The following is a 17,369-nucleotide window of genomic DNA, read 5'->3' on the forward strand; positions in this document are numbered from 1 at the left end:
CGGCTCAGGCGGGGTCCACGACCAGCGTCGTGGTGAACGAGTGCCCGACGCCCAGGCCCGGCCCGCCCGCGCGCTCCAGACCGAGCAGCGCGTGGGCGAGCCGGGCCGCGGCGTCGCGGTCGAGCGGGCCGGCTCCGGTGTAGGGCTGCAGCGCGGCGTTCCAGCGGGCGGCGAACCCGGCCAGCCAGTCCAGGACGTCACGCGGGGCCCCGCCGGTGGCGGGGGTGAACCGCAGGTCGGCGGGGTCGACCGAGGCGGGGTCGCGGAGCAGGTCGTTCACCAGGGTCCGGAACCGCGGGACGCCCGGGTTGAAGGTGCCGGTCGCGGTGTGCCGCCCGACCAGCACCGACCGGTCGACCGCGGTGCGGGAGACGACCGTCGCGCCGGTCCCGGCCATGGCCTCGTCGAGCACGGAGGTCAGGGCCGGGGCGTCATAGAAGGTCATCGGCTCGGAGATCCCGGATCCGCCGCCGGCGAAGAAGCTCATCGCGTAGTCCCAGCGGTCGAGGTGCCAGTTCGGCTGCCACTCCACCGAGTAGCGGCCGAGGACGTCGACGACCACGGCGGCCCGCCTGCCGCGCCCGGCGACCGCGGTGAGCACGCTGCGCAGGGCGCCGACGAGCTCGTCGCGGGTCAGGTGCGAGTACGGGACGCCGCAGGACAGGTACAGGTCGAACGCGCCGCCGGGGATTCCGGAGCGGACGTCGCCGTGCACGAACGAAGCCGACGGCGACCGCACCTGCTCCCCGGCGGTCTCGACCATCTCCGGGTCGACGTCGAGGCCGACGTAGTGCAGCCGCGCCTCCTCGACGACCGCGGGGTCACCGTCGGCGGCGCGGGTGAGCAGCGAGAACCCGTCGGCGGTGCCCGAGCCGATGTCGAGCACGTCCACCGGCCGGTCGTCCGGGAGGGCCAGCGCCGCGAGAGCCTCGGTGAGCACGCGACGGGTCACCGGTTCCTCGGAGAGCACCTTGACCGGATCGCGCCGGGACGGGGACAGGTAGTGCTCGCTCGCCCCGCGGTACGACGGGGCCTGCTCGGCCGGGTTCACATACCCCTTCCTACTACGGACGATCTTGGCCGGGCTCGCGGTGCGGGCACCACGAGCGCAGGATCACCGGGCTCGCCGCAGCACTGGGCTCACCGCGGGCGGCCGGGGCGCTCCGACCGCCCGCGGGAGGACTGGGGGCCGGCGCTCAGGCCAGGTCGTCGAGCTCGCCGTTGCGGACGGCGGTGAGCAGCGCGGCGACATCGGCGGCGGGGAACGCCAGGACGGTGCCGTGCGGGTCGCGCGAGTTGCGCAGCGCCACGGCCGGGCCGGTGACGGCCAGCTCGACGCAGTTGCCCTCGTAGCCGCTGCGCACGCTCTTGCGCCACTCCAGCGCGTCGATCTCGGCGGGGCCGGTCGGGATGGAAGTCATTCCCACTCACCTCACATGCACATGCATCGTCCGTTGCGGATGACGGTAGCGATCTGTGCACGCGGCGCGACCGGATCGGGGTGCGGCCGCGCCAGGCGGTCGCCGTTCAGCGACGGGCGACACCCTGACGCACGACGACCGGTCGAACGTCGTCGCTGGTGACGGCCCTGCGACGAGGGCCCTGTCCGGGTCAGTGGTCGGCTGTCCGGGTCAGCGGTCGGCGCGCAGCGTCGCGAGGTGGCGGACGGTCGCGTCCGGGGTGAGTGCGTCGGCGGCGAGCAGCTCCATGGCACGGCCGTAGCGTTGCACCTCGGCGTGCTTGTCGGCGTAGCTCGACCCGCCCAGCTCCTCCAGGTAGACCAGGTCGGGCAGCTCCTGCTCGGCGAAGCGCAGGATGCTGAACACGCGCTCGGCGGCGTAGCCGGACCGGTCCCAGGGCAGGATCTGGACGACGACGTTCGGCAGCTCCGCCATCTCCAGCAGGTGCTCGATCTGGGCGTCGAACACCCGCGAGCCGCCGACCCGGCGGTGCAGCACCGACTCGTCGATCACCGTCCGGAAGGTCGGGGCGTCCGGGCGGTGCAGGACGCGCTGACGGCGCAGCCGGACCTCGAGGCGCTTCTCCACGGCGTCGCGCTCGGTGGCGGGCACCTGCTCCGGCCGCCCGCCGCTGACGATCACGCGGGCGTACTCCTCGGTCTGCAGCAGACCGGGCACGAACAGCAGCTCGTAGGACGAGATCCGCGACGCCGCGGCCTCCAGGCCGACGAAGTCCTCGAACCAGGCCGGGACGACGTCGTGGTAGCGCGCCCACCAGCCGGTCTCGTTGCTCTCCGCGGCCATCGCGACGGCCTCGTCGCGCTCGGGGCCCTCGCCGACGCCGTAGAGGGTGAGCAGGTCGGCGACGTCGCGTGGCTTGAACCCGACCTTGCCTGCCTCGAGCCGGCTCATCTTGGAGTCCGACCCGCGGATGCTGTAGGCCGCGTCCGACCGTGTCACCCCGGCCCGTTCGCGCAGCCGCCGCAGGTGGGCGCCGAGGACGATCCGGCGTGCGGTCGGCCCCCGGCCCTCACCGGGCGATGCGGGGGCGTTGGTGCTCACGGCCACGGGGCAGGGCCCTCCTGACGACGGGTCTCACGACAACTCACGGTACGTCTCACGACGTCTCCCGGCAGGCCTCATCGACCTGACCGATCGAGCGATCGATTCTACACATGCTCTGCGTTCCCGCGGTCGCTCCCACCGTTGCGCGACCCGCCGGGGGCGCGCATACTCGGCCTTATTCAACGCTCGTTGAAATTTGGGAGGAACCATGTCGGAGCAGGCGACAACCGAGCAGGCGACGCACGGGCACACGGCACCCGAGCGCACGACGTGCTGCGTGGTCGGGGGCGGACCGGCGGGGATGATGCTCGGGCTGCTCCTGGCCCGCGCCGGAGTCGAGGTGACGGTCCTGGAGAAGCACGGCGACTTCCTGCGGGACTTCCGCGGCGACACCGTGCACCCGACCACCCTCGACCTGCTCGACGACCTGGGCCTCGGCGAGCGCTTCGCCGCCCTGCCGCAGAGCCGGGTCACCGAGGTCGTCCTGCCCGACGAGCGCGGCGGGGCGCAGCGCATGGGCAACTTCGACCTGCTGGCCCGGGTCGGCGTCCGGCACCCCTACGTCGCGCTCGTGCCGCAGTGGGACCTGCTCGACCTGCTCGCCGACGCCGGACGCGCCGAGCCGTCGTTCCACCTGCGGATGGACACCCGCGCCACCGGCCTGGTCCGCGAGGACGGCCGGGTCGCCGGGATCCGCTACGCCACGACGACCGGCCCGGACGGCGAGCAGGTCACCGGGGAGATCCGCGCGGACCTGACGGTGGCCTGCGACGGCAGGCACTCGCTGCTGCGCGACGAGTCCGGGCTCCCGCTGACCGAGTTCGATGTCCCGTTCGACACCTGGTGGTTCCGGCTGCCGCGCCACGCCGACGAGGACACCGCCACCCTGGTGCCGCGGATCGGGAAGGGCCGGTTCGCCGTCGTCATCCCGCGGGAGGGCTACTTCCAGATCGGCTACCTGGCGCCGAAGGGCGGCGACGCGCAGCTGCGCGCCACCGGCGTCGAGGCGTTCCGCGCCGACGTCGCCGAGCTCATGCCGGAGTTCGCCGACCGGGTCGGCGCGATCACCTCCATCGACGACGTGAAGCACCTCGACGTGCAGCTGAACCGGCTGCGCCGGTGGAACGTCGACGGGCTGCTCTGCATCGGCGACGCCGCGCACGCGATGTCACCGATCGGCGGCGTCGGGATCAACCTGGCGATCCAGGACGCCGTCGCCACCGCGACGCTGCTGGCCCCTCGGCTCGCGGCGGGCACCCCGGTCCCCGCCGACGCCGCCGCCCGCGTCCGCAACCGCAGGCTCCTGCCGACGATGCTGGTCCAGGGCCTGCAGCGGGCCATGCACGCGAACATCGCCGGGCCGTCGCTGCGCGGTGAGCTCGACGGCCCGCCGGCACCGCTGCTGCGTCTGGTGCGCCGGTTCCCGATCCTGCAGATCGTCCCGGCCTACCTGGTCGGGGTGGGGTTCCGGCCGGAGCGGGCCCCGGCGTTCGCCCGCCGCTCCCCCGCCCCGGTGGGCTGACGGGCGGGGTGAACTGACGGGCGGGGGTGCGCCGGTCAGCTCAGGTGCCGGGCGGCCCGGTGTGCGCCGAGGACGTCGAGCCCGAAGTCCGCCGACGGGTCGCGCCACACCGAGTGGGCGTGGTTGGCGTCGCGCTGGGTGTTGTCCCACTCCAGCAGCAGCCGCGGGCCCTGCAGTCGGTAGTAGTGCGGCTCGCCGGGACGCAGCGACCCCGCCCAGGCCAGGTGCACCCGGTCCAGGGCGGCGTCGTCGTCGTAGCGGGTGATCGGGGACAGCGCGTCCGGGACCCGGCGCAGGTAGGTGGCGAGCAGGGCGCGCAGCTGCTCGCGCTGCGCGGCGTCGAGGTCCGAGGCGGGTACCCCGGCCGGGGTGCGGGACAGCGCGACGGCGGGTTTGTCACGTTCTGCGATGCCGGTGCGGTCCTCGATGGCGTCGCTGGCCTCGACCAGCTCCGCCCACCGGTCCGCCGCGGCGAACGGCGCGCGCCAGATCCCCCGCAACGGGATCCAGTTGTCGCCCTCCGCGGGGTCGGTCCGGTTGGCGCCCACCAGGTCCGGCGGTGCGGCGTCCAGCAGCACCGCGCGGGCGCGCAGCTCGGCGGGCAGCGATCGGACGAGGTCGCGGGCCAGGTCCTCGACCGGCCCGAGCGGGCGCAGCAGGGACTCCCCCAGCAGCTGCGAGGTGGCCGGGTCGGCGCCGAGAAAGAACGGCGTGGTCGCCACGACCGCGCCGTCGACGACGAGCACGTTGACCGACACGTGGTGCCCGCCGAACCGCCACGCCCAGGTGCCGGTCGCGCCCGGCTCGCCGAAGATCCGCAGGTGGTACGCCTGCGGGTCCCGGCCGCGGGTCCGGTCGAACAGCGCGGTGAAGCCCTCGGTGGCGTCGAGGACGTTCTCCAGCCCCATCACCGTGCACAACGTGACGTAGGCCGGGCGGGACAGCCCCGCGGCGAGCAGCTGCATCGCCGCGCGCTGCTGTGGCGGGAGCTGCTCGTGGAAGCTCAGCCCGCCGTGGTCGGTCGGGGTGTAGAACCAGCGTCGCCGCTCGGCGTCGGTACCGGCGTCACCGGACGGGGCGTGCCCGGTCGCCGTCTCGCGCTGCCCGGGGTCGAGGGTGTCCAGCCACACCCGCGCCGCCCCGGCCATCGCCGCAGCCGTGTCCCGGGTTCCCGCCTCGTCGATCACGGGGCCGACCCTGCCACCTCCGGCGGGGCTCAGCCGCGTTCGCGGTACCCGGCTGCCAGCTGCGCGAACGCGTCCGGGTCCACCAGCGACGTCGTGTCCCCCGGCTCGCGGCCGGACGTCACGTCCAGCAGCAGCCGTCGCATGATCTTGCCGGAGCGGGTCTTCGGCAGCTCCGCCACCAGGACGACCTCGCGCGGGCGCGCGACCGGCCCCAGCTCCCGTGCGACGTGCCCGCGCAGCTCCTCGGCCAGTGACACGCCGGCCGGTGACGCGGTGCCGCCCTCGGTGACGGTCACGAACGCGACGACGGCCTGCCCGGTCGTCGCGTCCGGTGCCCCGACGACCCCGGCCTCGGCCACCCGCGGGTGGCTGACCAGTGCGGACTCCAGCTCGATCGAGCCGAGGCGGTGCCCGGACACGTTCATGACGTCGTCGATGCGGCCCTGCAGGGTGACGTAGCCGTCGGTGTCGATCACCGCGCCGTCACCTGCCTTGTACCAGCGCTGCTGCGCGTAGTCGGCGAAGTAGGAGTCGTAGTAGCGCTGCGGGTCGCCCCACACGGTGCGGGCCATCGCCGGCCAGGGCCGATCGATGACCAGGATGCCGCCCTCGCAGGGGGCGCAGGTGGTGCCGTCGCGCTCGACGACACGCACCGAGAGCCCCGGCAGCGGCAGGGTCGCCGACCCGGGCTTCAGCGGGGTCACCCCGGGCAGCGGCGCGCAGATCGCGGCGCCGGTCTCGGACTGCCACCAGGTATCGACGATCGGGCAGCGCCCGCCGCCGATGACCCGGTGGAACCAGCGCCAGGCCTCCGGGTTGATCGCCTCGCCGACGCTGCCGAGCAGCCGCAGCGACGACAGGTCGTAGCGGCCGGGGACCTGCTCGCCCCACTTCATGTACGTCCGGACCAGGGTGGGTGCGGTGTAGTACACGGTCACGCCGTAGCGCTGGATGATCTCGAAGTGCCGGCCCGGCTCCGGGGTGTCCGGGGTCCCCTCGTAGATCACCTGCGTGACGCCGTTGGACAGCGGGCCGTAGACCTCGTAGGTGTGCGCGGTGACCCAGGCGAGGTCGGCGGTGCACCAGTAGACGTCGTCGGGCTTGTGGTCGAAGCACGCCCACGACGTCCAGGACGTCTGGGTGAGGTAGCCGCCCATGGTGTGCAGCAGCCCCTTCGGCTTCCCGGTGGTACCCGAGGTGTAGACGAGCATCAGCGGGGTCTCGGCCGGGAAGAACTCGGCCTCGTGGACGTCCGGCTCGCCGTCGACGACGTCGTGCCACCAGACGTCGCGGCCCTCGGTCCAGCCGACGTCCGAGCCGGTGCGGCGGACGACGAGCACGTGCTCCAGGGAATCGACGCCCTCGGCGGCGGCGTCGGCGTCGGCCTTGACCGGGACGGCCTTGCCGCGCCGGTACTGGCCGTCGGTGGTGACGAGCAGCTTCGCCCGGCCGTCGGTGAGCCGGAACCGCAGCGCGGACGCGGAGAACCCGCCGAAGACCAGCGAGTGGATCGCGCCGATCCGCGCGCACGCCAGCATCACCACGACCGTCTCGACCAGCACCGGCAGGTAGACGACCACGACGTCGCCCTTGCCCACGCCCAGCTCGGTCAGCGCGTGGGCGCAGCGGGCGACCTCGGCCTGCAGGTCGGCGTAGGTGACGGTGCGCCGATCACCGGGCTCGCCCTCCCAGTGCAGCGCGACCCGGTCGCCGTTGCCGGCCTCGACGTGCCGGTCGACGCAGTTTCGGGCGACGTTGAGCGTGCCGTCGGCGAACCAGGTGACCTCGGGCCAGGCCTGGCCGTCGTAGCCCTGCTCGGGCGCGCGGTCCCACTCCAGGCGGCGGGCCTGCGCCCACCAGAACGCCTCGGGGTCGGCGGCCGCCTCGGCGTAGGCACTCCCGGAGACGTTGGCGTGTGCGGCGAGGCCTGCGGGCGGATCGAACATCACGCTCCCGATCCTCACCCGGGTGCACCGCCGGGGCCCACGTGAGTGCTCCCACAGCCGCCGTCCCGCAGCGGACGGCACCGTTCAGTCGGTCGCGTCCCGCACCAGCAACGCGACCTGCACCCGGTTGTCCAGGTCCAGCTCGCGCAGCAGCCGGGAGACGTAGGACTTCACGGTCGCGACCGACATGTGCAGCTCGGCGGCGATGTCGGCGTTCGAGCCACCGCGGGCGACGGCGTCGGCGACGTCCCGCTCGCGGGCGGCGAGGCGGTCCAGGCGCACCTGCGCGGCCCGACGCCGGTCGACCGGTCCCGCGCCGCCGGCGACCATCCCGATCAGCCGCCGGGTGATCGACGGCGAGAGCACGGCGTCGCCGTCGGCCGCGGCACGTACGGCGTCGACGATCCGGTCCGGGGCGGCGTCCTTCAGCAGGAACCCGCTCGCCCCGGCCCGCAGCGCGCGTACGACGTGCTCGTCGGCGTCGAAGGTGGTCAGGACGACCACGGCCGGGGCGCGCCCGGCGGCGGCGAGGCGTTCGGTCGCGGCGACGCCGTCGACCCGGCGCATCCGCAGGTCCATCAGGACGACGTCCGGCCGGGTCGCGCGGACGGCGGCGGGCACCTCGTCGCCGTCACCGGCGTCGCCGACGACGACGATCCGCCGCGCGGCATCGCTCCCGGCCCCGTCTCCGGTGCGGGCCTCGGCGCCGTCCCCCGTGCCGTGTCCGGTGCCGGGGAACCGGTGCCCGTCGAGCATGACGCGCAGTCCACTGCGGACCAGCGGGTCGTCGTCGACGAGCAGCAGGCGGACATCGTCGCCGGGCCCGGCGGGCTCGGGGTCGGGGTCGGGGCCGGGGTCGGTCACGGAATGTCCTTCCAGGGGAGCACGGCGGCCAGCCGGTAGCCACCGGGCAGCGGGCCGTGGGTGAGGGTGCCGCCGGTCAGGGTCTCGACGCGCTCGCGCAGCCCCACCAGGCCGCTGCCGGCCCCGGCCGGCGCGGGCGGACGGTCGTCGCTGCGCCCGGAGACCACGGTGACGGTGAGATCGCGGCCGCGGCGCCCCTCCAGCGTGACGTCGACCGGGGCGCCGGGCGCGTGCCGGGCCGCGTTGGTCAGCCCCTCGCGCACCACCCGGTACGCGACGGCGGCGAGCGCCTCGGGCGGCCGGGTCACGTGCAGCAGCTCGGTGCTGCGCAGCCGCACCTCGGCGCCCGCGGTGCGGGCGTCGGCGACCAGGGCCTCGACGCCGGTGAGGTCCTCCCCCGGCGGGTCGAGCCGTTCGGGCCCCTCGCCGGGCTCGCGCAGCACCTGCACGACGGTCCGCAGGTCCTCCATCGCCCGGTGGGTGGTGTCGCGCAACACCGTCGCGCTCTCCCGGACCGTCGCCGCGGACAGGTCCGAGCGCAGCGCCAGCGCCCCGGCGTGCACCGCGAGCAGCGACAACCGGTGCCCGAGCAGGTCGTGCATCTCCTCGGCGATCCGGCGGCGCTCGGCCGCGCGCACCCGGTCGGCGTGCTCGGCCCGCTCGCGTTCGGCCCGGGCGACGCGCCCGCGCAGCTGGGCGAGCAGCGCCCTGCGGGAGCCGATGAGCAGCCCCGCCGCGACCGACGCCAGCTCCAGCGCCCACGCCGACAGGATCGTCACCCAGATCCGGGAGTCCCATGCCGTGCCCGGGATCAGCGTGTACAGGGTGCCGCCCATCGTGAGCAGGGTGATCGCGACGGTCTCGACCGGCCGCCGCCGGGTGCCGACGACGAACACCCCGACCAGCGGCAGGTACGCCGCGATCTCGCTGACCGCCGCGACGACGACGGCGATCACCGCGAACTCCCACGGCAGCCGGTGGCGCCACGGGATCGTCGCGAGCGCGGCGACGCCGAGGGCGAACCGCAGCAGGTCGGTCGCGGTCGCGAGTGCCCAGCCACCGGTGAGGAACCAACCGGCGAGCCCGACGACGGCCACCAGGACCCCGGACATGACCAGCTCGCGCGACCGCACGCGCCGACCCTAGGCCCCCGGGTTGGCGAGAGGATGTCCACCGTTCGTCGTGACAGCCCATGACCTCGGCGACAGTCCCCGAAAGACGGAGTATCCGAACGGAAAGTAATCGGGTGACACGATAGTAGTGACTGAATTGATTCCGGTGAATCCGTCGCCCTAGTGTCCGGCGCAGTCGATGCGGGCTCCCCGGTCACGAGCATCGACAGGTCGGTACGGCCACGAGGCCGTTCCCCACTCGACAGGAGACACACTGTGCTGAAGAAGGCAGGAATCGTCGTGGCGGCGTCGGCCGCGTCGCTGCTGGCCGTGAGCCCGCTCGCGTTCGCGCACGGCGACAAGGGCGAGCACGGCCCGGGCAACAGCGAGACCTCGGTCGGCAACATCGACAAGTCGGCCAAGGGCCTCGTCGCCGGCCTGAACGGCAACAACGTCAACGTGCCGATCCAGGCCTGCAACAACACCGTCCCGGTCAACGTCCTGGGCGTCCAGGTCCCGGTTCAGGACGCGGCCGCCGGCAACGGCGTCACCGGTGCCCTGGGCATCCTGGGCAAGGGCGAGGCCAAGTCCGGCGACTCGACCACCGACGCCTCGCGCAACTGCGGCCAGAAGTCCGGCGCGGGCGACAAGAACGGCTGAGCTCGGTCTCCCCGAGTCTCCTGACGGCCTGAGGCGCAACGACGCGCGCTGATCGTCGTACGACGGCCCCGGCACCCCGCGTGGGTTCCGGGGCCGTCGCGCGTCCGGAACCGGCTCGGTTCCGGTGCCGGCAGCTCACGTAGCCGGTGCGCACACGTAGTCGGCCAGGTGCCGGCCGGTCAGGGTCGAGGCGTCCGCGACGAGCTCGGCGGGCGTCCCTTCGAACACGACGCGGCCGCCGTCGTGCCCGGCGCCCGGACCGAGGTCGATGATCCGGTCCGCGTGCGCCATGACCGCCTGGTGGTGCTCGATCACGATCACCGACCGGCCATTGTCGACGAGCCGGTCCAGCAGCGCGAGCAGCTGCTCGACATCGGCGAGGTGCAGGCCGGTCGTCGGCTCGTCGAGCACGTAGATCCCGCCCTTCTCCCCCATCTGCACGGCCAGCTTGAGCCGCTGCCGCTCGCCCCCGGACAGCGTCGTGAGCGGCTGGCCGAGCTTGACGTAGCCGAGGCCGACGTCGATGAGGCGCTGCAGGATCCGGTGGGCGGCCGGGACACGGGCGTCGCCGTCGGCGAAGAACCGCTCCGCCTCCGCGACGGACATGGCGAGCACCTCGCCGATGTCACGGGAGTCGGCGGGACCGCCGAGCCGGTACTGCAGCACGTCGGCGTCGAACCGGCGGCCCTCGCAGACCTCGCAGGTCGTCGCGACCCCGGCCATCATCGCCAGGTCGGTGTAGACGACACCGGCGCCGTTGCAGTTGGGGCAGGCCCCCTCGGAGTTCGCGCTGAACAGCGCGGGCTTCACGCCGTTGGCCTTCGCGAACGCCTTGCGGATCGGCTCCAGCAGCCCCGAGTAGGTCGCCGGGTTGCTGCGCCGCGACCCCTTGATCGCGCCCTGGTCGACGACGACCACGCCGTCACGCCCGGCGACCGAGCCCTGGATCAGCGAGCTCTTCCCCGACCCCGCCACCCCGGTGACGACGGTGAGCACACCGAGCGGGATGTCGACGTCGACGTCGCGCAGGTTGTGGCTGTCCGCGCCCCGGACCTCCAGGTAACCGCTCGGCTCGCGGACCCCGGTCTTGAGGCGTGCCCGGTCGTCGAGGTGCTTGCCGGTGAGCGTGCCGCTGCGCCGCAGCCCGTCGACGGTGCCCTGGAAGACGACCTCGCCGCCGTCGGAGCCCGCTCCCGGGCCGAGGTCGACGACGTGGTCGCCGATCACGATCGTCTCCGGCTTGTGCTCGACGACGAGCACGGTGTTCCCCTTGTCCCGCAGGCGCAGCAGCAGGTCGTTCATCCGCTCGATGTCGTGCGGGTGCAGCCCGATGGTGGGCTCGTCGAACACGTAGGTGACGTCGGTCAGCGCCGACCCGAGGTGCCGGATCATCTTGGTGCGCTGCGCCTCGCCGCCGGAGAGCGTCCCGGCCGGCCGGTCGAGCGAGAGGTAGCCGAGCCCGATCTCGACGAACGAGTCGAGGGTGTCGCGCAGCGAGGTCAGCAGCGGCAGGAGGGCCGGTTCGTCGATCTCGCGCACCCACTCGGCGAGGTCGGAGATCTGCATCGCCGAGGCCTCCGCGATGTCGATCCCCCGGATCTTCGACGAGCGCGCGAGCTCGGACAGCCGGGTGCCGTCGCAGTCCGGGCAGACCCCGAACACGATCGCCCGGTCGACGAACGCCCGGATGTGCGGCTGCATCGCCTCCCGGTCCTTGGCCAGGAACGACTTCTCGATCCGCGGGATCAGGCCCTCGAAGGTGACGTTGATGCCGTCGACCTTGATCCGGGTGGCCTCCTTGTACAGCAGCGCGTCGAGCTGCGGCTTGGTGAAGTCCTTGATCGGCTTGTCGCCGGGAAAGAAGCCGCTGTTGGAGAAGATCCGCCCGTACCAGCCGTCGACGGAGTAGTTCGGGATGGTGAGCGCACCGTCCTGGATGGACTTGGTGTCGTCGTAGAGGGCGGTGAGGTCGAAGTCCGAGACGGTGCCCTTGCCCTCGCAGCGCGGGCAGGCGCCACCGACGACCTCGAACGACCGGCGTTCCTTCACCTGGCGGCCGCCCTTGGTCACCGTGACCGCGCCGGAGCCGCTGATCGTGGCGACATTGAACGAGAACGCCTTCGCCGAGCCGACGTGCGGCGTCCCGAGCCTGCTGAACAGGATCCGCAGCAGCGCGCCGACGTCGGTGGCGGTGCCGACGGTGGAGCGGACGTCGCCGCCCATCCGCTCCTGGTCGACGATGATCGCGGTGGTGAGCCCGTCGAGCAGGTCGACGTCCGGGCGGGCCTGGGTCGGCATGAACCCCTGGACGAACCGGCTGTACGTCTCGTTGATCATCCGCTGGGACTCGGCGGCGATCGTGGCGAACACCAGCGAGCTCTTGCCCGAGCCGGAGACCCCGGTGAACACGGTCAGCCGGCGCTTGGGCAGCGCGACGTCGACGTCGCGCAGGTTGTTCTCCCGGGCCCCGTGCACCCGGATGAGGTCGTGGCCGTCCGCGGGGTGCGTGCTCATGCATAGAAGTTCGTGGCGGCGCCCCGGGACGTTTCGCCGGTCCAGGAACTCCCCCGGTCAGTCCAGGAACTCCCCCAGCGCCGCCGCGACCTCACCGGGCCGCTCGAGGAACACCATGTGCCCGGCGTCGAGCGGGACGACCCGCAGGTCGTCGCCGAGCCTCGCCCGGCAGGCGGCCAGCCACTCCCCGGAGACGTAGTCGGCCCGCCCGGCCGGGACGACCAGCGTCGGGGTCCCGCGCGGCGGGACGACAGCAACGCGCGCCATCTGCGACCAGGCCGCGACGACCGAGGCACGGCTGTAGCGCCACCGCCACGCGTCGCCACGCCATTCCAGGTGGGTGTCGAGCTCGTCGTCGAGAATCTCCGAGGGCACGTCCGGCCAGTCCCCCGCCTTGGCATCGCGGGCCTGCTCGCGGGTCGGCCACGACTCGTCGTCGCAGGTGTTCTCGGCGAACTCCAGCATCAGCTCCGGGTCGAGGCCGATCGCCGGGTCGAGCAGCGCGAGCCGGCGCACCCGGCCGGGCGCCGAGCGGGACAGGTGGGTTGCGATCGCCCCGCCGAACGAGTGCCCGACGACGTCGGCGCGGGCGATGCCCAGCTCGTCGAGCACCCCGACGGCGTCGGTGACGTGCTGCTCCAGGGTCCACGGCGGCGTCCACGGCGAGTCGCCGTGCCCGCGGACGTCGACGCCGATCCAGCGGCGGTGCGGCAGCGCCTCGACCAGCGGCCGCCACCGCAGGCCGTGACCGGTGACGCCGTGGATCGCCAGGATCGGCCGGCCGGCGGGGTCACCGGCGAGGTGGAAGTGCAGGGGCACGGCCGGATCGTCGCACCCTTCGTGCCGCGGCGGGTGTGCCGGTGCTCACCAGCAGCCGGTCACCGGCCGGTCGTCACCACCGGGCTGCTCACCACCGTGCGGCTCACGACCGGAGCGGCACCGGTGGCAGTTGCAGGTCCCGGGTGGCGTCCCGGATCTCCGGCCAGGGTGCCTTCCGGTCCTCCAGCAGCCAGATCGTGGGCACCTCCCCGACGAGCCCGCCGTAGGTCCCGAGCGGGGTGTCGGCGTAGGTGCCGCCGACGAGCCGGGCGGAGCCGAACCACGGCCGCACCCGGTCCGGCTCCCCGACGAGCAGCATCGCGTCGCGGTCCTCGGGCGGTTCCGGGAACCAGCCGTAGGCCCGGTTCGGGCCGAATGCCGGCGGGAGCCCGAGCCCGGGCGGGGCGGCGTCGAGGTAGGCGCCGTAGACGTAGGGATCGGCGGCGAGCACGGTGCGGTCACGCTGCTCGGCGGGCAGCGCCCGGTAGGCGTCGGCGGTGGCGCTCACCAGCATCTCCTCGAACTGGGGTTCGGCAAGATACACCGAGCTCAGCGCGCCGACGCAGGCCAGCAGCCCGCTCACGACGACGACCGGCCAGGCCCGCCGCCGCGGACGCCCGGCCTCCCGCCGGTGCTGCAGCCCGACCGCACCGATCGCGGCGAGGACCGGGTACAGCGCCAGCGGGTAGTAGTGCCGCCCGCCGGACAGCACCATCGCCAGGTACAGCAGCACGCAGGCCGCGCCGACGAACCGCACGTCGCGCAGCCGCGGGTCCCGCACGAGCGCGACCAGCCCGCACACCGCCAGGCCCAGCAGCAGCGGCCCGGTGACGGCGAGCCCGTGGGCCGCACTGACGAGGACGCTGCCGTAGATCTCGTCGTTCTCCTCGGCGACCACCGGGGTCATCGCGAGCTGCGGCCACCCGTGCGTGGCCTGCCACAGCAGCGTCGGTGCCGCGATCAGCAGCGCGAGCACCGCACCGGCCCACAGCGGCGGGCGCCGCAGCAGCTTCCGCGGCCCGAGCACCGCAACCGCGCCGAGCAGCACGGCGCCGAGCAGCAGCGCGAAGAGCCGGGTCTGGGCGGCGACTCCGAGGACCGCACCCGCGGCGACGAGCGCCCGGCCGTCGTCGCGCCGGATCCCGCGCAGGAGCAGCCAGAACACCGCCGTCCACAGTGCGGGCTCGAGGGTGTACGGCGTCAGCCAGTGCCCGAACTGGGCTGCGGCGATGCCGGTGCCCTGCCCCAGCGCGGCCAGGGTCTGTGACCGCTCGTCCCCGCCCAGCTCGCGGGCGGTCAGCGCGGTCAGCACGACCGCAGCGGCGGTCGCGAGCACCGCCGGGACCGCGAGCACGATCTGCGAGCCGGGCGCGACGGTGTCCGCGATCCGGGCCAGCAACGGGGTCAGCGGCGGCTGGTCGACCGCGCCGAAGTCCAGGTGGTACCGCCCGATCGCCAGCATCAGGGCCTCGTCGGGCCAGGCCCGGCGCACCGCAGCCAGCACCAGGTGCACGACGGCGACGACCACCGCCACCGTTCCGACCGCCCCCGTCGCGAATCCCGGCCGTTCGCCGCCCCGCGCGGCCGCCGTTCGCGGCATGATCGGAGTCACTGCTTCTCGCACGCTGTCATGTCGTCCCCCCGCCCGGCAGGATATGGGCGGAATGTCGCGCCCCGCATCGGGTTCCGTCCGATCGAAGAGGAATCGTCACCGTGTCCTGGAGCACCCGAGAGATCGCCGAACTCGCCGGCACCAGCCTGCGCACCGTGCGGCACTACCACGACATCGGGCTGCTCCCCGAGCCCGAGCGACGGGCCAACGGTTACAAGCAGTACGTCGTCGCGCACCTGGTCCGGCTGCTGAAGATCAAACGGATGACCGACCTCGGGTTCTCGCTGCCGCAGATCGCCGAGACCATCGACGACGACGAGCAGTCCACCGAGGCCGTACGCGCGCTGGACGACGAGCTGGCCGCCACGATCGACCGGCTGCAGCGGGTCCGCGCCGAGCTCGCCACCATCCTCGACGGCTCGGCCCGCACCGACCTGCCCGCCGAGTTCACCCCCGCCGACGAGAGCACCCTCACCGAGGCCGACCGCTCGTTCGTCCTGGTCATGAGCCGGGTGCTCGGCCCGCAACAGCTGCAGGCGTACTCGGAGATGGTGCGCAACCCGCAGGACGACCTGCTCAGCACGGAGTTCGACGCGATCCCCGCCGACGCCGACGAGGCCACCCGCGACGAGATCGCCGCCCGCATGGCTCCGCACCTGCGGGAGCTGTTCCGCACCTACCCGCAGATCCGCGAGGCCGACACCGGCGGCCCGCACGACAAGCGGTTCGCCCAGCGCACCGTCGCGGCCGCACTGCAGGAGCTGTACAACCCGGCACAGATCGACGTCATCCGGCGGGCCGACGAACTGGCGCGGCAGGATCCCGACGACTGAGTGGCTGCCTGACCGAGTGGCTGCCTGACCGAGTGGCTGCCTGACCGAGTGGCTGTCTGGCTGAGTGGCCGGCTGACCGAGTGGCCGGCTGACCGGCAGCCCGAGTGGACCGGTCAGCCGGACCGGACCGGCCGCTCGAACAGGTTCCCGCCGAGATAGGCCTTCCAGTCCTCGGCCTTCAACCCGTGGTCACCGGAGCGCAGGTGGTAGCTCATCGCCGCACCGCGGAACGGGGTGTCGAGGGCGGGCTTCCAGCCCGTCGTCGCCAAGCCGGTGTCGCCGAGGCCGTAGAGCGCGTACACCGGTGCCGCGGCGCGGTAGGACAGGAACTCGCCCTGCGGGTCGGCGTTGTGGTCGTCGGCGGCGCTGCCGATCACGAGCCGGCGCGGCGCGGCGAGCGCGAGCAGCTCGTGCTGGTCGACGGGCAGCTCGTCGACCCGGTCGCCGTAGTCCTGGTAGGTCTGCGGGAACCAGTGCGGGAACGATGAGTTGATCTTCGAGTTGGTCTCCGCGCCGACGCCGCCGTCACCGCGCCGGGCCGGTTTCGTGCCGGTCGAGCCGGCGTTGTTGGCGATCACCGCGGCGAACCGGGTGTCCTGCGCGCCCGCCCAGAGCGCAGCCTTCGCCCCGCGCGAGTGCCCGATGACGGCGACCTTCCCCGGGTCGAGGTCGCGGTCGGTCTGCAGGTAGTCCATGGCGCGGCTCGCGCCCCACGCCCAGGCGCTGATCGTGCGCCCGGCGTCGGCGGGCAGGTCCCGGCCCTTCGGGTGGAACAGGTCGATCGCCTTCGAGCGGTAGGTCTCGGCGTCGTCCGGTGCGACGGCCTTGGCGTCGAGTACGGCGAGCGCGTACCCGGCGCGGGTCACCGTCGAGATCGGCGCGAACTCCGAGGACTCGTCCGGGGAGTCGCCCGCGGAGCCGCGGTGGTCGATGAGCAGGAACGTGCCGCGCGGCGCCGTGTTCTTCGGGGCGTTCTTCGGGGCATTCTTCGGGGCGGACATGGCCTTCGGGATGAACACGGTGAGCGGGATCGAGCCGCTGCCCTGCGGCCCGGTGATGCCGATGCGCACCTTCTTGCGGGTGACACCGTCCTCGGGGGTGGCACCGTCCTCGGGGGTGGCACCGTCCTTGCCGGTGGCACCGTCCTTGCGAGTGGCACCGCCGACGTCGGTGGTGTCGACGTCGAAGGTCTCCTTCTGCGGGCGCGGCAGGCTCTGGCCGAAGACGTGCTCGCGGAAGTCGTCGAGCAGCTCGCCGCGGCGGGTGCGCTCCCACTCCGCGGTACTGCGGACCGGGCGGCCGTTCTTCATCCGCAGCGGGTCCGGGTACGCGACGCCACCGATGTCCACGATGCCGCCGCCGTCGTCGTCGGGAGTGCTCGCAGCGGCGCGCTGCACGGGTGTGACGGCCTGCGGACCGACCGAGCCGCCGATCGTGGCTCCGTCGGTGTCTCCGGCTCGGGCTCCGGTAGCGGTTCCGATACCGGCCACGACGCCCGTCAGCACGGCGACCGCGACTGCACGACGGCACGCCTGCAGCCCGGCGGAACGGCGTCGTGATGCGGTGCCCATGTGACAGGAGAGTACCGAGCGCACAGTGATACCGAAGTGCACGAAGTGGTGGATGTGACGCACGAAGGACTGACGGTCGAGAGCGTTCCCGGCACTCGGTGAGCGCCGGATCCGGGTGTAGCATCGACGGCGAAAGGTGATGGGGCTCACCTCAACCGCCCGTCCCGGGCTGATGGCTCCTGCGGCTGACCGATGCCCAGGAGA

Annotated in this window: 14 protein-coding genes and 1 riboswitch; of the genes, 3 read left to right on the forward strand and 11 right to left on the reverse strand. The window is 73.4% G+C overall.

The genetic code is table 11. The annotated features are described in order from the left end of the window. Window positions 1–4: 4 nt before the first annotated feature. From ACLE50_RS05735 to ACLE50_RS05745, 3 genes are all read right to left on the reverse strand, one after another. Entirely contained in the window at window positions 5–1,051 is a 1,047-nt protein-coding gene (locus ACLE50_RS05735; RefSeq protein WP_410942344.1) for a class I SAM-dependent methyltransferase, read from the reverse strand. A gap of 145 nt (window positions 1,052–1,196) precedes the next feature. Then, window positions 1,197–1,421: a DUF397 domain-containing protein gene (locus ACLE50_RS05740; RefSeq protein ID WP_410942345.1), complete on the reverse strand. Its 225-nt coding sequence runs from the start codon at window positions 1,419–1,421 to the stop codon at window positions 1,197–1,199. Window positions 1,422–1,631: 210 nt separating this feature from the next. Beyond that, the gene (locus ACLE50_RS05745; RefSeq protein WP_410942346.1) at window positions 1,632–2,528 is read right to left on the reverse strand and encodes a helix-turn-helix domain-containing protein; all 897 of its coding nucleotides are present in this window, start codon (window positions 2,526–2,528) and stop codon (window positions 1,632–1,634) included. 205 nt (window positions 2,529–2,733) lie between these two features. On the opposite strand from ACLE50_RS05745, the gene ACLE50_RS05750 reads away from it, so the two are divergent. Continuing rightward, the gene (locus ACLE50_RS05750) at window positions 2,734–4,047 is read left to right on the forward strand and encodes an FAD-dependent oxidoreductase (protein WP_410942347.1); all 1,314 of its coding nucleotides are present in this window, start codon (window positions 2,734–2,736) and stop codon (window positions 4,045–4,047) included. Between the two features lie 35 nt (window positions 4,048–4,082). On the opposite strand, the gene ACLE50_RS05755 is transcribed toward ACLE50_RS05750, so the two are convergent. The 4 genes from ACLE50_RS05755 to ACLE50_RS05770 all read right to left on the reverse strand — a co-directional run bounded on the left by ACLE50_RS05755 (window position 4,083) and on the right by ACLE50_RS05770 (window position 9,177). Then, window positions 4,083–5,234 (reverse strand): DUF3500 domain-containing protein, encoded by a 1,152-nt coding sequence (locus ACLE50_RS05755; RefSeq protein WP_410942348.1) that lies wholly within the window; start codon window positions 5,232–5,234, stop codon window positions 4,083–4,085. A 29-nt stretch (window positions 5,235–5,263) separates the two neighbouring features. After that, a complete protein-coding gene (acs, locus tag ACLE50_RS05760) occupies window positions 5,264–7,180 on the reverse strand; it encodes an acetate--CoA ligase (RefSeq protein WP_410942349.1) in 1,917 nt (638 codons plus the stop codon). A gap of 84 nt (window positions 7,181–7,264) precedes the next feature. Then, window positions 7,265–8,044 carry a response regulator gene (locus tag ACLE50_RS05765; RefSeq protein ID WP_410942350.1) on the reverse strand — a complete coding sequence of 260 codons (780 nt, stop codon included), beginning with the start codon at window positions 8,042–8,044 and terminating at the stop codon, window positions 7,265–7,267. Beyond that, complete coding sequence (locus ACLE50_RS05770) at window positions 8,041–9,177, reverse strand: sensor histidine kinase (protein WP_410942351.1); 1,137 nt, start codon at window positions 9,175–9,177, stop codon at window positions 8,041–8,043. The genes ACLE50_RS05765 and ACLE50_RS05770 overlap by 4 nt, the downstream gene beginning before the upstream one ends. A 255-nt stretch (window positions 9,178–9,432) precedes the next feature. Here ACLE50_RS05770 and ACLE50_RS05775 point away from each other — a divergent pair, with 255 nt between their 5' ends. Continuing rightward, window positions 9,433–9,816 carry a hypothetical protein gene (locus tag ACLE50_RS05775; RefSeq protein WP_410942352.1) on the forward strand — a complete coding sequence of 128 codons (384 nt, stop codon included), beginning with the start codon at window positions 9,433–9,435 and terminating at the stop codon, window positions 9,814–9,816. A gap of 135 nt (window positions 9,817–9,951) precedes the next feature. Here the strand turns inward: ACLE50_RS05775 and ACLE50_RS05780 are convergent, their stop codons facing one another. The 3 genes from ACLE50_RS05780 to ACLE50_RS05790 form a co-directional block, all read right to left on the reverse strand. Further along, on the reverse strand, window positions 9,952–12,330 hold the full coding sequence (locus ACLE50_RS05780; RefSeq protein ID WP_410942353.1) for an ATP-binding cassette domain-containing protein: 2,379 nt from the start codon (window positions 12,328–12,330) through the stop codon (window positions 9,952–9,954). 57 nt (window positions 12,331–12,387) lie between these two features. Further along, window positions 12,388–13,149, reverse strand: a complete 762-nt coding sequence (locus ACLE50_RS05785; protein WP_410942354.1) for an alpha/beta fold hydrolase — start codon at window positions 13,147–13,149, stop codon at window positions 12,388–12,390. Window positions 13,150–13,252: 103 nt separating this feature from the next. Continuing rightward, window positions 13,253–14,683 carry a glycosyltransferase family 39 protein gene (locus ACLE50_RS05790; RefSeq protein ID WP_410942355.1) on the reverse strand — a complete coding sequence of 477 codons (1,431 nt, stop codon included), beginning with the start codon at window positions 14,681–14,683 and terminating at the stop codon, window positions 13,253–13,255. 179 nt (window positions 14,684–14,862) lie between these two features. On the opposite strand from ACLE50_RS05790, the gene ACLE50_RS05795 reads away from it, so the two are divergent. Then, window positions 14,863–15,594, forward strand: a complete 732-nt coding sequence (locus ACLE50_RS05795; protein WP_410942356.1) for a MerR family transcriptional regulator — start codon at window positions 14,863–14,865, stop codon at window positions 15,592–15,594. Between the two features lie 113 nt (window positions 15,595–15,707). Here the strand turns inward: ACLE50_RS05795 and ACLE50_RS05800 are convergent, their stop codons facing one another. Then, window positions 15,708–17,165, reverse strand: coding sequence for a dienelactone hydrolase family protein (locus ACLE50_RS05800; RefSeq protein ID WP_410942357.1), 1,458 nt, complete (start codon window positions 17,163–17,165; stop codon window positions 15,708–15,710). A gap of 126 nt (window positions 17,166–17,291) precedes the next feature. Next, a riboswitch (Fluoride riboswitch) is annotated at window positions 17,292–17,354 on the forward strand. Window positions 17,355–17,369 lie beyond the last annotated feature (15 nt).

This window comes from Pseudonocardia phyllosphaerae (genome assembly GCF_046546475.1).
Taxonomy (GTDB): Bacteria; Actinomycetota; Actinomycetes; order Mycobacteriales; family Pseudonocardiaceae; genus Pseudonocardia; species Pseudonocardia phyllosphaerae.